General features: G+C 58.1%; 18 protein-coding genes. 12 read left to right on the forward strand and 6 right to left on the reverse strand.

From position 1 onward, the window contains the following. The first annotated feature begins 171 nt into the window (after nt 1-171). From ABD059_RS12640 to ABD059_RS12670, 7 genes are all read left to right on the forward strand, one after another. Nucleotides 172-1,278: a tyrosine-type recombinase/integrase gene (locus ABD059_RS12640; RefSeq protein ID WP_343880586.1), complete on the forward strand. Its 1,107-nt coding sequence runs from the start codon at nt 172-174 to the stop codon at nt 1,276-1,278. A gap of 169 nt (nt 1,279-1,447) precedes the next feature. After that, nucleotides 1,448-2,380, forward strand: a complete 933-nt coding sequence (locus ABD059_RS12645; RefSeq protein WP_343880588.1) for an Abi family protein — start codon at nt 1,448-1,450, stop codon at nt 2,378-2,380. Nucleotides 2,381-3,495: 1,115 nt separating this feature from the next. After that, nucleotides 3,496-4,110 carry a phosphatidic acid phosphatase gene (locus ABD059_RS12650; protein WP_343880590.1) on the forward strand — a complete coding sequence of 205 codons (615 nt, stop codon included), beginning with the start codon at nt 3,496-3,498 and terminating at the stop codon, nt 4,108-4,110. 46 nt (nt 4,111-4,156) lie between these two features. Then, the gene (locus tag ABD059_RS12655; protein WP_343880592.1) at nt 4,157-4,411 is read left to right on the forward strand and encodes a hypothetical protein; all 255 of its coding nucleotides are present in this window, start codon (nt 4,157-4,159) and stop codon (nt 4,409-4,411) included. Between the two features lie 106 nt (nt 4,412-4,517). Then, nucleotides 4,518-4,874 (forward strand): histone-like nucleoid-structuring protein Lsr2, encoded by a 357-nt coding sequence (locus ABD059_RS12660; RefSeq protein WP_343880594.1) that lies wholly within the window; start codon nt 4,518-4,520, stop codon nt 4,872-4,874. Continuing rightward, entirely contained in the window at nt 4,875-5,129 is a 255-nt protein-coding gene (locus ABD059_RS12665) for a hypothetical protein (protein WP_343880596.1), read from the forward strand. A 126-nt stretch (nt 5,130-5,255) separates the two neighbouring features. After that, nucleotides 5,256-5,498 carry a hypothetical protein gene (locus ABD059_RS12670; protein WP_343880598.1) on the forward strand — a complete coding sequence of 81 codons (243 nt, stop codon included), beginning with the start codon at nt 5,256-5,258 and terminating at the stop codon, nt 5,496-5,498. On the opposite strand, the gene ABD059_RS12675 is transcribed toward ABD059_RS12670, so the two are convergent. Further along, nucleotides 5,490-5,744 carry a type II toxin-antitoxin system Phd/YefM family antitoxin gene (locus ABD059_RS12675; protein WP_343880600.1) on the reverse strand — a complete coding sequence of 85 codons (255 nt, stop codon included), beginning with the start codon at nt 5,742-5,744 and terminating at the stop codon, nt 5,490-5,492. The genes ABD059_RS12670 and ABD059_RS12675 overlap by 9 nt on opposite strands. Before the next feature lie 18 nt (nt 5,745-5,762). Beyond that, nucleotides 5,763-6,122: an SdpI family protein gene (locus tag ABD059_RS12680; RefSeq protein WP_343880602.1), complete on the reverse strand. Its 360-nt coding sequence runs from the start codon at nt 6,120-6,122 to the stop codon at nt 5,763-5,765. Between the two features lie 252 nt (nt 6,123-6,374). On the opposite strand from ABD059_RS12680, the gene ABD059_RS12685 reads away from it, so the two are divergent. Then, nucleotides 6,375-6,551, forward strand: coding sequence for a hypothetical protein (locus ABD059_RS12685; RefSeq protein WP_343880604.1), 177 nt, complete (start codon nt 6,375-6,377; stop codon nt 6,549-6,551). 308 nt (nt 6,552-6,859) lie between these two features. Beyond that, entirely contained in the window at nt 6,860-7,723 is an 864-nt protein-coding gene (locus tag ABD059_RS12690) for an isocitrate lyase/PEP mutase family protein (protein ID WP_343880606.1), read from the forward strand. Nucleotides 7,724-7,792: 69 nt separating this feature from the next. Here the strand turns inward: ABD059_RS12690 and ABD059_RS12695 are convergent, their stop codons facing one another. After that, nucleotides 7,793-8,341 (reverse strand): TetR/AcrR family transcriptional regulator, encoded by a 549-nt coding sequence (locus ABD059_RS12695; protein ID WP_343880609.1) that lies wholly within the window; start codon nt 8,339-8,341, stop codon nt 7,793-7,795. A 58-nt stretch (nt 8,342-8,399) separates the two neighbouring features. On the opposite strand from ABD059_RS12695, the gene ABD059_RS12700 reads away from it, so the two are divergent. Further along, entirely contained in the window at nt 8,400-9,221 is an 822-nt protein-coding gene (locus ABD059_RS12700; protein ID WP_343880611.1) for an SDR family NAD(P)-dependent oxidoreductase, read from the forward strand. A 121-nt stretch (nt 9,222-9,342) separates the two neighbouring features. After that, nucleotides 9,343-10,227 (forward strand): DUF2268 domain-containing putative Zn-dependent protease, encoded by an 885-nt coding sequence (locus tag ABD059_RS12705; protein ID WP_343880613.1) that lies wholly within the window; start codon nt 9,343-9,345, stop codon nt 10,225-10,227. A gap of 4 nt (nt 10,228-10,231) precedes the next feature. Here the strand turns inward: ABD059_RS12705 and ABD059_RS12710 are convergent, their stop codons facing one another. The 3 genes from ABD059_RS12710 to ABD059_RS12720 form a co-directional block, all read right to left on the reverse strand. Further along, the gene (locus ABD059_RS12710) at nt 10,232-11,020 is read right to left on the reverse strand and encodes a MerR family transcriptional regulator (protein ID WP_343880615.1); all 789 of its coding nucleotides are present in this window, start codon (nt 11,018-11,020) and stop codon (nt 10,232-10,234) included. Nucleotides 11,021-11,047: 27 nt separating this feature from the next. Beyond that, nucleotides 11,048-11,398 (reverse strand): hypothetical protein, encoded by a 351-nt coding sequence (locus ABD059_RS12715; protein ID WP_343880617.1) that lies wholly within the window; start codon nt 11,396-11,398, stop codon nt 11,048-11,050. A 165-nt stretch (nt 11,399-11,563) separates the two neighbouring features. Then, on the reverse strand, nt 11,564-11,740 hold the full coding sequence (locus ABD059_RS12720) for a hypothetical protein (RefSeq protein WP_343880619.1): 177 nt from the start codon (nt 11,738-11,740) through the stop codon (nt 11,564-11,566). Nucleotides 11,741-11,947: 207 nt separating this feature from the next. Between ABD059_RS12720 and ABD059_RS12725 the strand changes: the two genes are divergently transcribed. After that, a complete protein-coding gene (locus ABD059_RS12725; RefSeq protein ID WP_343880621.1) occupies nt 11,948-12,319 on the forward strand; it encodes a histone-like nucleoid-structuring protein Lsr2 in 372 nt (123 codons plus the stop codon). The last annotated feature ends 389 nt before the right edge of the window (nt 12,320-12,708 follow it).

The following is a 12,708-nucleotide window of genomic DNA, read 5'->3' on the forward strand; positions in this document are numbered from 1 at the left end:
CGAGTTTGAGACAATCTACTTAGCCACACACGCGGCCTAGAAACCACCCACCCCCAGTGTCAACCAAAGTCTGGGCAGACCCCACTCATGTATGTAATTGAGTTTCCTTTATAACACATCGCCGCCTGTAAGCTCACAACTATTCACGCAATTCACACTCACCGGGGCGGCATGGGCACAGTCAAGGCGTACAGCACTAAAACAAAGGGCAGGCTGTACGAGGTTTGGTACACGAAACCAGATGGCGCCCGAGGGCACGACCGAGGGTTCAAGCTCAAGCGCGACGCCGAGGCTCACCTAGCAACCGTGGAAGTCTCGAAACTCAAAGGTGCCTATGTCAACCGATCGGATGCGAAAGCTACCGTCTCCGCGCTCGGTATCCAGTGGCTCGAACAACACAGGCCGAAGATCACGGCATCGAGTTATCATTCCGTTGAAAGTGCATGGCGCATTCACGTCAAGCCGAAGTGGGGAAGTTACGCGGTCGGGGCAATCACCAAACGCGACGTACAGGCGTGGCTGAATGAACTAGGCGAGAAGCGCTCTCACACTACCGTTGCCCGGGTCCGGGACCTCCTGGCCGGCATCCTCGACCACGCGGTAGAAGACAACAGAATCACGAAAAACCCGGCGCGCGACCTCACGATCAAAAAGAAGCCAATCCCTGATGAGGTGTTCCTGTCGCATGCCCAGGTCGGGGCACTGGCCCGCACATCGCGGCACCCCGATCTTGTACTGTTTCTCGCCTACACGGGCCTCCGGTGGGGGGAGGCCACGGCGCTGCGGGTGCGAAACGTGGCCCCTAAAGCACGCCGAGTAAACATACGGGAAGCCGTGGCCGAGGTCAACGGCAAGGCCGTACTGGGGAGAGTTAAGAACCACGAGAGACGCACCGTGGCATACCCGGACTTCCTCGACGCCGCGGTCACGGCTGCATGCACGGGCAAAGGTCAGGAAGACCGCCTGTGGAACTCCGAGGAGGGCGGCTATCTGCGGCCAGGCAATGCTGCTTCGGGCTGGTTTGCCGGGGCTGTTAAGCGCGCCCAGTCAGCCGATAAGACATTCCGGCGAGTCACTCCCCATGACCTACGGCATACGGCTGCTTCGCTCGCGATCAGCGCGGGGGCTAACGTGAAGGTCATCCAGAGAATGCTCGGCCACAAGTCGGCCAAGGTCACTCTGGACACCTACGCCGCGCTGTTCCCCGATGACCTTAACAACGTCGTTGACGCCCTCAGCCGGCAACGGCTGGAGCAATTAGGGGAAACAGATCTTTGACACCGCTGATGCAAACGGCAATGCGACCCTGAACGTCGATGGACGCGCTGTCTCCGTTTGACGTCGCCGAACGCCCCCCATAGAATCGATAGCAATAGTCCCCCTTCCAAGCCTCTCGCAGAAGCTCAAATGGAAGGGGCCATTTTTTTAACCAGGGGACCTGCACAGAATGACGAAGAAGATTCGGCTGAGCTTTGACGGGCAGGCCAGTCTGCTCGTCAAGCGTAACCTCACGATAGGTGATCTTGAGGATTGCACGGCATTCCTCAAACGAGTGAACTACTACCGGTTCTCTGGCTATGCCCGATACTTCCAACTGGATCCTGCATACGGAGACAACACATTCCACCCCTCGGCTGACTTCGCAAACATCCGAAGCATTTACGAGCTCGACCATGAACTCCGGACACTCTGTATGGCTGGTCTGTCCCTGGTGGAGACCTGCTTGCGAACGCAGTTTGCCTACGTATTTTCGGAGCTTGCCTCTCCATACGGCGACCTTTTTCAAGAGACGTCTTTCGTTGACAGCCCGTCCGATTCTCCGGTAACCGAGTCGATTCTTCGAGATCTAGACCGCAGCAGAGAGCCGTACGTTGAGCACTTCCGAAATGCGGATGTCAAGAACCCTAAGCTCATAAGCTATCCCAAGATGCCAGTGTGGGCGGCGGTAGAGGTGTTTTCCTTTGGAACACTATCTAGGTCCTTGGAGCGATCTAAGAGCCAAGACATCCCCAAGCAGGTAGCCCAAAACTTGGATGTTGCATGGAGCGGCTTCACGTCGCAGGTTAAGTCCTTTGTTTACCTTCGCAACCGGTGTGCTCACCACTCCCGGCTGTGGAACCACTCCGTGATTGACGCGCCTCATATCCCTAACAACGTGAAGAACCGGGCCAAGAAGGCCCATGGGCAGTTCGGCAACCGCTCCATTTACGTCATTTTGGTGGCTTTGGATGCCTTCCTCAGCAGGGCCGGCCTGCGCCAAGACCTGCTCCTCGAAGTGGAGTCACTCCTGTTGCGCAACGAGGAATTCCGGGGTGGCATCAGGAATCCGACACCGCCTAAGGCCTTGGTGAAGACCGAACCGGTTGCTGAATCTAAGTAGCGGTGGATCACCGGCACGTAAGCCGTAAGCGCAGGACGGACAACCCACCTGTCAATGATTGCCCGTGGTGCATTTTGGTGCAGGAGTACCTGTGAGTATCCGTGAATGCATGCGAGCAAAGTACCTGAAATCGCTGATTGTACAGGGGATTTCCTGCATCACTTCGAACCTGTCTTGCCTCGGAAATGGGTTCAAATCCCACCGTCACCGCCACAGAAAAGGCCTCGGTTCCCTTGTAGACAAAGGGAACTGGGGCCTTTCGCTTTGCCTAGGAGGAGTTAGCGGTAACGCACCGGTAACGACTTATTCCAAAGCACGATGTCTCGCCGCCACTACGACCGAATCGCTCAAGAAGCCTTGCCCGCGGGAGGAGCGCACTCTCCCAGGTACAGGACACGGCTCAACTACACTCGCTTGCACCTCAGTTCCGCCAATAGACCATGCCTGTATCCTCCCGCTCATTGCCGATCGTGGCGGGCCAAGTGGAGCTAACCAAGTCCGGCGGGAGGCTCATGCTCAGCTTTCGCACGGAGGAGCTTCACCCCGCCTTGAGCGCGTAGGCAAAAGACATGCAGTTCTCTCGTGAAGTGGGCAGCGGGCCGACGATCAAGGATTGCTCCTTCACGAAGTGCGATCCCTCGTTTAGAGTCAGAAGCACCTCAGTTGAGCTCATCAGGACGGCCATAGCGGCCAGATAGTCAGATCATCAGTGGAGGACCGGATTCCTTCTCACTTCACGGTGACGCAACCACAGGCACACCTGGGTACCGCTAGACGCTGGTGCAGCGTGTCGCCTTCGGTACGACTTTTTACACCGCCGCCATGCTCGGTCTAGCCGCAGCAATAGACACCATCGGAAAAAGAGAGAGGACACCCCGTTGAGAACTGGCCGCACCTTGTGGTTCATCGTTGCTGCGTTGTGCGTCGCGGTCGCTGCTGTTATTTTCGCCGGACGCACGACGTTCATCGAGAACTTTGGTGACCCTGCATACCGGGCCCTTATCATCACTGCTTACGTACTTCTCGGCGGCGCAGCAGGCAGCCTGACGAGAGCCTTCTCAGTAGGGAAAGACGCGCGAGAGTAGGCCCGCAGCGTCGCCTCGTAGGATTGTCTGATGTCTGAAATCCACCAGCCCCTGGCAGCAGAGACTAGCCCCAGAAGCCTCACTTTGGCGCACATCGTGACCGAAGTCTTCGCGCCGGCTGTTCTGGTGGGAGGTCTGCTCCTGGCCCAGCCGCTGCTCACACCCGGGGTCACGTGGCTGCAGGCAATCACAGCTGCCGTTTTCACCGTGGGCCTGCCATTCGCCCTGGTCCTGGTGCTCAAGTCCAGAGGCTCTGTGACCGATCATCACGTTAGCGTCCGCGAACACCGGGCGCCGATCTTCGTAGCCGCAGCGGTGTCCCTGGGCCTGGGTGCGCTGTTGCTGATGGTCCTCGATGCGCCGGCGGAACTGTTCGGTGAGGTCGGAGGCGTCTTCTTCGGTCTGCTGCTCTGCCTACTGGCGAACCTCGTCTGGAAGCTGTCCGTCCATGCAGCCGTCGCAGCCTACGTCGCACTCGCGCTGCTGGTCCCGGTACCGGTCGCCGGCCCGGTGCTGGCCCTGCTGCTCGCCGCAGCCGTCGGGTGGTCCAGAGTGAAGCTGAAAGCTCACACCCCGGCACAGGTCCTCGCCGGTTATGCAGCCGGTGCTCTGGCGTTCACGGCTGCCCGGCTTCTGCTGCCCTGATACTGATTGCACAGCGAGCACTTGTCAGTAACTGATCAGTTGTTCGATGCTGTCGTCCTCCATCGGGGTCGTCAACTCCGTCCAGGCAGCGTCCGGCACAAGGATGGGTGAGGAACCCATCATGCTCACGGAGGCTGAACTGGATCAGGTATCCTTCCCAGGCGTACCGGTGGAGGCGCAGGCTCTGTCCTGGACCAAAGCTGCGGTAAAGATCTCCTTCTTCGAGCCGGGCATCAAGATCCAGCGTGAGAGCTGGGTCTGGATCGGCTCAGTGACGCCGGCTGCACCGGATGAGCTCTAGCTGGCAGCTTTTCACGGGGGGGTCTATTCCTTGCAATCAAATTATGCGGCTGTAGAGTCAATATCAAGGAGCTGTTTGGCTCTTTACTATTCTTTGGGGAAAAACAGTGGCGCAACGCGTAGAAGTTCAATTGCTTGATGATCTCAACGGAGAGGAAGCCCAGGAAACGGTTCGATTCGGAATCGACGGGCACAAGTACGAGATCGACCTGACCATACAGCACGCCACGCAGCTGCGTGATGCCCTGTCGCCGTACGTTCATAAAGCCCGCAAGCCGATCTCACGCAACGCAGCGCTGAGCACAGGAGCGAGTCTGTCCATGACACGTAAACGCGAAGAGCTTCAGCGAATCCGCGAATGGGCCAAAGGGAACGGCCACAACCCAAGCTCACGCGGTCGCATTTCCCAGACTGCTTTGGATGCTTATGTCGTAGCGCAGAATACTTCTGGGAAAGGGAACTGAATGAAGCAGTTTTCGCTCAAGCACAATGGCTCAAACCTCGTCGTCGAATTCGATCAGTCGGCGCTCTTTTGGTATCGAGCGCGCCTAGTCGTTGATAATCAGGTTGCCGATGAGAGGGCTCTGTTCCTGGGATCTGCGCGGTTGCGCGCGACACAGCCAGACGCGGTGGTTGTTGATGCCAGAGTCGGATGGTTCGGTCCCAAGTCGGTTGTTCTGGCGGCTGATGGTCGGCAGATACCTTTCAGCAAGGACTGAGTAGCTACTCCCGACCACTGTCTGGCCACACTACTCCTTGACCGGTAACCCGGGAGCGCGGAATATGCTCTCCTGAGCGAAGACGAGAGCGTCGGGGAACGCGCAGCGAATCACACTTGGTCGTTCATGTCGGCTATCGGCGGTGCTGTTTTCGTGACTCTTTTCGGCAGTGTTCTGGCCTCCGGCAACGGTGAGCTCAAGTTTGCATTAGCGACGCCGTGGGAAGAGCGCTTCTTCGAGTGCAGCCCTAATTTCCCCGGGGTGCTGGACAGCCCTTTCTTGCCGTTCGTCGTCGCAGCCATTGTCGCGGTTCTGGTCTCCACTGCGGTGGAATCATTCACAGCAGCCCAGAGACGGCGGTCATCCTAAGCTTGCCGTGCCCTGGCCCGGAGGTGCCTTACGTATTTTGGTGGATTCCAATGCGGCCATGAGGCGGCGTGCATTCTCGGGGGAACTCAGCAGGTAGCTGGCTTTTTTGAGCGAGTCATACCGATCCTTGGACATCAACACTGCGGATCCACGACTAGAGATGATCTCGACATCGACGCAATCGGCGTTCACTCGTTCAATCAGGACTGTGAGGTCTCCGCGTGCTTCGGTGGCTGTGATCGCCATGGTTTTCTCCTCAATACCCTATTCGCGGGATATCGGTTGCTCTGAAGCCTGCGCTGCCTTCTCTGCAGTCCGCGCGCTCATGATGGCGGCAATGATGATGACGAAGGCGCCCACCAGTCCGTGACTCCCACCCAAATCAGCCATTCCTGCTGGCCAATCTAGAACCACACCGATCCCGAAAAGGACAGCTAAGAACCCAACGGGCACCAGGATCGGGGCTGCAGCCGCGTTGGCTGCCTGCCAGACTTCCGGACTCCGTCGAACCGACCTAGTCCGGATGCCGATGAACCTGTTGGGTTTCAGTACACCCTTGGCGGCCAGGAAAACCGGCAATCCAAGAGCGAGACCAAGAGCAATGAATATCCACCCCGAAGTCACTGGCCGAAACCTGACGACCTGATGTTCGCAGCAGATCGCGCTGAGAGGCGCTCGGAAAGGTAGCGCTGGATAGCTTGCTTCATACGCACAGGCTACGTGGTTACCGTGGATACGGGCAGAGCAACGGCCGATTCAGTGAAAGTAAAGCCAATACCGCGAACATCAGGGGGACGGCCTGCATTCTATTGGAACGCTACTGATGCCAGCCCTCGAAGATTGTCTCAACACGCACTCATGAGGGGAGTTCAGTTCATGCCATCTGCAATTCGGCTATCTCCGAAAACTGAAGCGCGCTTGGACCAACTGGCCGCATTGGACCAGCTCAAGTGGGAATACCAGTTGGCGCAGAAGGCCGCCGATGTTCGTGCAGCCGATCACGACACCGTCACCAGTTTGGCCGTGCGGTGCGATCTGAGCTTCGACAGATGAGAACATCCGGCTGGACTAAGCCAGGGATGAATGCTCTGAATAGTTGGCTAAAACCTGGATCACTGCCGGTCAGCGAAAAATCTACTGCCCGCGCCGCTGGTAGAAGTGACTGGCAACCACACTCACGTAGTGCTGTTCGCCCATCGTCCTCTGACAAAAATGGATAAGTAAGACAGGATCCGAGCCGTCTATCTTCATACTTGTCTCCGGTACGTGGGGCTGCCCGGTAACGATCGTTACCGGGCATGCTGACGGTCGTGTCCAATTCTCGCCAGACTAAGAGTGTCTGACTCTGCTGTGATGTATTTATGACTTCAAAACAGAACGCTGCCTCCCTTGCTGACCAGAAAATCATTTCCCTCGCATTTAGGAATCTGTGCTTGGCGAGAGAGCTCGTTCTTCCAAATGCTTGGGATGCGGCATCTGCGATCTGTCTGGCACGAGCCGGAGCGCCCGCTATCGCGACCACAAGCGCGGGGATTGCTTGGGCGGCCGGCGTGCACGATGGCGGTGGTCTCGGTCCTGGCGATGCGATCGCGGCCCTGATCAAGATTGTTCAAGCTACGGATCTGCCCGTCACAGCCGATATTGAGAACGGATATTTCCTTGACGAGCCTGGCCTGATTCGAATAATTCAACAGGTCTTGGATCTTGGTGTTGTCGGAATCAATGTGGAGGACTCTAATCGATCTCAGCTTATGGACGCGGATGCACAAGCCGATCGGATTGCTATCATCCGCCAGACAGCTGATCGTTACGGCGTTTCCTTATTCATCAACGCGAGGGTGGACACGGCCTTCTTTGGCTCGTCTGATCCAGCCGAACGGGATGCCGACTCCATCCGTCGTGCCGAGAAATATATTGATGCTGGAGCCGACGGGATATTTGTCCCCGGAGTGACCGATCTACCTACTATTTCGCGTCTCGCTGGAAACCTCAGCGTACCGCTGAACATCATGACCGGGCCGGGATGCCCATCTGTCAGAGATCTCCTAGCAGCTGGAGCTGGCCGTATCACAACAGGGATGGCTGGAGCGCTAGCGTGCTACGAAGTCATCGAAGCCTCAGCTAGGGAACTGCTCCAAGAAGGAACATACGATCGGCTAAGTCCGGCGCTGGACTTCTCAAGCTTTAACGCCGCTATGATGGGCGCGAAGCTCACAAGCCGCTAGGCAAGTCTGGATTGACGGGCGCTAACCTAATGCCCTGAACGCCTCGCTAACCATCGTTTCCGGGCACACCTACGATACGGATGAAGCGCGCAGCACGCGAGCTACATGGGTAGCAACCCACGCGGCGTCGAACGGGCGGCTACGCAGCAACCAGCGGTGGAAGATCGGAGCGACGAACAGCTCGGCAATTCCGTCTGGGTCGGTCACGCCTCCCCGACGTAGGCGATCAGAGATTCCGTGAAGCTGCGGAGCAAGAAGCATCTCTCGGAACTGCGCGGCTAGACCCTCGTTTGATTGAATTTCCGCTGTAACGGCGCGCAGCAGCGGCTCCTGAGTTGGGTCGGTCAGCTCCGCAATAGTCGCCACCGCCAGCCCCTCTAGGTCGGTGGCGAGGTTCCCGGAGTCCGGAACTACGACGTCGCCGCCCTCGTCCGCGCTGCGGGCCAGAAGCGCATCGAACAGAATCGCACCCGTCGACGGCCAGGTTCTGTAGAGCGTCTGTTTACTTACGCCGGCCCGCGCTGCCACCCCCTCCATCGTGAGCGTGCCGACTCGACTTTCACACGCAAGGGACAGCACAGCCTCGTGCACCTTGCTACGGGTTCGTTGACGCGCCATGCAAGAACACTACACTAGCAAACGAGACGGTCCGTCCAGTTTAAGATATGATGTCAGTATGACTTCCCTACAGACATGGATGATCACCGGAGGCAATCGCGGGCTCGGACGGGCACTCACCCTTGGCGCTCTTGACGCTGGACACGCCGTGGTTGCGACTGTACGAGGCGAACATTCTCTTCCTAAACACGACCGGCTAACAGTGCAGACGCTCGACGTTCGTGACCGACGCGCGGCGCACGAAGCAGTAGAGCTGGCGGCGGCACGCCTGAGACGACTCGACGTCCTCGTAAACAACGCCGGCTACGGCCTAGTCGGGGCTATCGAGGAAGCATCCGAAGAAGATGCCCGCGCGATTGTCGACACAAACTTGCTCGGCCCGCTCTGGCTGAGCCAAGCCGCGATCCCAATCATGCGCACTCAGGGCGCGGGACACGTCGTCCAGATATCGACCGTGGGAGCGGTAGGAACTATGCCAATGCTCGGCCTCTACAACTCCACCAAATGGGGTCTTGAAGCGTTCAGCGAGGCGATGGCCTCGGAGGTTCGGGGGTTCGGAATCCGCGTGTCTCTCATCGAGCCCGCCGCTCTCGACACGGACTGGGCCGGAGACAGCATGCGGTTCAGCTCGCCGACGATCAGCTACGACGATCTACGGACCGAGCTGTTCGGTACTAATGAGGTTCCGTGGCCGCAAGACGATTCGGGCGGCGGTATGACGGCGGAAGATGCCGCGATCGTGATCCTCTCCCGAGTAGCCGCTCAGGATGACCATCGGCTACGGATACTCGTGGGCGACGACGCCCCCTCTCAAGTCCGGGCAGCTCTCGATCTTCGACACAAGGACTACGCTCGCGATCCGCGATTTTTAACCACCTAGCCCACTAAATCAATCATTTCTGGACGCCTGTATTCGCAGTCACAGGCTGATAGCCGGGATCAATGTACGGCGCGGTGCTTGAGTTGACCCTGACGTTACGTCAGTCTCTACTGTCGACGTCATGGCTATAACGGTTCTGGATACGAGCGTAGGGATGGAGGCCGTGCTAGCGGCTCCCATCGATGACCGGGTGGACGTGCTTCGTGACATGCTCGCTCCGGTTGAGGGAATGTTCCGGTACTTCCCGGGAGATGTTGACCTTGCGGCGATGCACGCGATGAGCTTCGGGTTCCCCCTTGGTCGGTGCGTGGATGAAGTTCCCGGGGCGCTTAAAAAGCTTCGGGATGCTGATGTGTGGGCGCGCATCAGCAACGCAATGACCCGAGCCATCGACGTTCAGTGCGCTGCGGCTCCTCGCATTAATGTTCCCGACATTGTGGTCCTTCTCGTGCTGGGCGACCCCGAGGATGAGTACTTCATGGGTCCGCTACGTGGCTTCAGCGGAAACGGCAGCGCGACTGGTTATGTGTCACTGACGCTTTGGCCCACCGAAGAGAACCTTGCCCGGGTCGAATCCGCCGCAGTACACGAACTCAACCACAACCTTCGTTACGCACCAGGAGGGATCATCTGGGACCCTGCCAGTGTGGTGGTCGGTGAGCAGGTCGTATCGGAAGGGTTGGCTGATGCTTTCGCACGGCAACTCTACGGGGATGCCGGTTACACGCCCATCGGCCAGCCTCACCTGGCTGATGATGCGGTTCTCGCGAAGGTCATCTCCGGGCTGAGGATCCAAGGGATGCAGAACTTCACGGCCTGGGTTCATGGTGATGACTCCGCTAGACGATTTGGATGCGAGCCAGTGGGCCTTCCAACGGGGGCCGGCTACGCGGTCGGAAACCGTCTCGTCGATCTCTACCTGAGTTCTACCGGAAGAACAGCGGCTGACGCGCTGCACGTGCCCAGCCAAGACATCATCGACGTCGCCCTGACAACTATCAGCTGACCCATCACTTCCACACGGCAGTATCCGGGTCCACACCATGGAATAGAGCGTTAGCGTCTATGACCTGCTTGAGCCAACCAGCCAAACCTGGCTCCGCCTGCTCATAATGCGTGTGGAGACCCGGTTCTGTCACATACCCGCATGCGAGCAATACGTGCATCGAGTGGGTGCAGTGGAAGTACTCGCTCATCACTTCGCGATGCTTTTCTGCCAAAACATTCGCCCGCTCACTGGCAGGCAAAGTACCGGTACGTTTCGCTTCAGCCAAGGTGTTTGTAACCTCTTCCATGGATGTTGCGACCTTGTGCCAGTCGGCCTCGGTGCGGGTTGCTGACCGTTCCGTATATTCGGCCCATTGTGTCGAATCGGCCCATTGCTCGCGTGCCTTCGTCGTCCAGGTCGGGTCCCACTGCTCCCCGAACACCCGGGCCTGCGCCGCTGCGGATATGAGGATGCCTTGCTCCTCAGCCGCGAGCAGCCGTTCGACCTCCTGATCCACGCCTTGAAAGTGCCTGATCTTCGTCGCCAGCTCTAGCCGCCGGCGCTCCAGTTCTTCTCGCCGCTCAGCTGAACCTGCTTCGAGGAGGGCAGGTATTCGTTGCAACGGCACACCCAGGTCCCGAAACAACAACACCCGCCGCAATCGCGCGACGTCGCCGGCAGAGTATGTTCGATATCCCCCACTCGTACGCCCCGAAGGTACAGCAACCCCACACTGGTGCCAGTGATGCAGAGTCCGGACGCTCACCCCCAGATGTGTCGCTACCGCGCCGATGATCTCAGGTCCGTTCACGGGACATCGACCCCAAAGGTAAGCAGTTTACTGACGTCTGAGCCTTCCTGTTTCCGGAACCGGAAGTTCGATGATCGTGCCGTAATCCTGCTCCCACCCGTAGTCAACACTTTTCACACGCAATACGCTCGGGCTTGCCTCGACAATTTGAACATTGATCGGTTCATCGCGCTCAGCGATGGACAGCACCCATGTATCCGCCAAATAGCTCAACCCAATGCTTTCTAGCACCTGGAAAGCATCGTACTCATCTACGGCATCACCAAGCCCATACCCGAACACTGTGACAGGGACGAAAGACGCACCCTCCGGAACGAGGTACCCGAGCAACTCCCCATCGTCTTCGCGGTAGTACGGCACCCACTCAGAAGAAATCATCACCCGATCCTACTAACACGACCGCCGGGACGAAGCGACGAAGCGCGGCAAGTGGCGCTGAAAGCGCCCGCTCCAACACTGCCGCCTACAACCGGCTGGTTGCTTCCCACATCGACAACCTAACTGGGAGCCCGAACGCGCGCTCCTGCATCTCGCAAACCATCGTTATCGGTCAACAGCGGCGCCCGCGATGAGCACGAGGGCCAGCGCGAGGGAGGTTATGCGCTCGGGCTTGCCGATCCACTCGCGATCAATTGCCTCACGGTCGATCATTGCTTGCAGTCCGTCCTCATCGACGTTGGAGGCAAGGGTGTTCGCAAGCCAGGAACGGGCTGTCTTCATATCCTCGGCCGTAACGGCCATGCCGTGGGGCGGAGGACCATCTATCCGTTGGACCTCGGCCGCGCTGACGGTCCGTGCGTTCAATGCTTCGATGCAGCCGTTGAGGGTGGCATGCAAAGGGATCAGCGACTTGTCTAAATCCTTCGGACTTCTCTACCTGACACAGAAGAATACTGCGTTGTACAGTCAGCTATCGAGAACACCTTTTTGATTCATGACGATTATTTTGGGAGTAAACAGATGGTGCAGCGTGTGCAGTTGCAATTGGTTGATGATCTGAACGGTCAGCTGGCCCAGGAAACCGTCCGGTTCGGGATCGATGGCACGAAGTATGAAATCGATTTGACGAAGGAGAATGCTGTACAGCTGAGGGCCGCTGTTGCTCTGTACGTGGACGGGGCACGTAAGGCGGCCAGCAGCCGTCAGGGCCAGAGCGTACAGGCCGGGCTCTCCGCAACTCGAAAGCGCGAAGAACTCCAGCGAATCCGCGAATGGGCACAAGCTAACGGTCATAATCCGCGTGCACGAGGCCGGGTCCCCCACTCAATCCTGGACGCCTACAACAAAGCTCACAAGTAGGCTGCACTCTCAAACGGCGGGTTAATCATTAAGTAATCAATTAGCGATCTGATCGAGGATTTCACCCCCATTCGAAGCAAGCCAGCAGATCAAAAATGAACTGGATCAAAGGGTTACGGGGCGGTTGCGATGAGGGGTTGGCCATGCCTCTCATGTGTGCGGCTAAGGATCAAAGCGTCGCCGGTTGGGAGAAATAGTCTGAAAAGTGGATCCGGCATGCCCTGCGCGGCGGCAATCGCGCACATAGCCGGCACCGGCCCGAACGTTGCATGGAATCTTGAGATCCATCGTCTACGAGCACGCTAAGGGGGCTCTTCGCGGTTCGTGGTGATTTCCGCTGCTGAGGAGATGTTCAGGCGGCTGTTCTAGCGGCGCTTCTCAATAGGATA

Source organism: Arthrobacter flavus (assembly GCF_039526005.1).
Lineage (GTDB): Bacteria > Actinomycetota > Actinomycetes > Actinomycetales > Micrococcaceae > Arthrobacter_D > Arthrobacter_D flavus.

Bases quoted from the DNA above. Each gene is read 5' to 3' on its own strand.
- ABD059_RS12700 (WP_343880611.1), top strand. From the start codon at position 8,400: ATGACTTCCCTACAGACATGGATGATCACCGGAGGCAATCGCGGGCTC.
- ABD059_RS12705 (WP_343880613.1), top strand. From the start codon at position 9,343: ATGGCTATAACGGTTCTGGATACGAGCGTAGGGATGGAGGCCGTGCTA.
- ABD059_RS12715 (WP_343880617.1), bottom strand. From the start codon at position 11,398: ATGATTTCTTCTGAGTGGGTGCCGTACTACCGCGAAGACGATGGGGAG.
- ABD059_RS12695 (WP_343880609.1), bottom strand. From the start codon at position 8,341: ATGGCGCGTCAACGAACCCGTAGCAAGGTGCACGAGGCTGTGCTGTCC.
- ABD059_RS12685 (WP_343880604.1), top strand. From the start codon at position 6,375: ATGCCATCTGCAATTCGGCTATCTCCGAAAACTGAAGCGCGCTTGGAC.
- ABD059_RS12665 (WP_343880596.1), top strand. From the start codon at position 4,875: ATGAAGCAGTTTTCGCTCAAGCACAATGGCTCAAACCTCGTCGTCGAA.
- ABD059_RS12640 (WP_343880586.1), top strand. From the start codon at position 172: ATGGGCACAGTCAAGGCGTACAGCACTAAAACAAAGGGCAGGCTGTAC.
- ABD059_RS12655 (WP_343880592.1), top strand. From the start codon at position 4,157: ATGCTGTCGTCCTCCATCGGGGTCGTCAACTCCGTCCAGGCAGCGTCC.
- ABD059_RS12720 (WP_343880619.1), bottom strand. From the start codon at position 11,740: ATGAAGACAGCCCGTTCCTGGCTTGCGAACACCCTTGCCTCCAACGTC.
- ABD059_RS12670 (WP_343880598.1), top strand. From the start codon at position 5,256: ATGTCGGCTATCGGCGGTGCTGTTTTCGTGACTCTTTTCGGCAGTGTT.
- ABD059_RS12645 (WP_343880588.1), top strand. From the start codon at position 1,448: ATGACGAAGAAGATTCGGCTGAGCTTTGACGGGCAGGCCAGTCTGCTC.
- ABD059_RS12690 (WP_343880606.1), top strand. From the start codon at position 6,860: ATGACTTCAAAACAGAACGCTGCCTCCCTTGCTGACCAGAAAATCATT.
- ABD059_RS12650 (WP_343880590.1), top strand. From the start codon at position 3,496: ATGTCTGAAATCCACCAGCCCCTGGCAGCAGAGACTAGCCCCAGAAGC.
- ABD059_RS12675 (WP_343880600.1), bottom strand. From the start codon at position 5,744: ATGGCGATCACAGCCACCGAAGCACGCGGAGACCTCACAGTCCTGATT.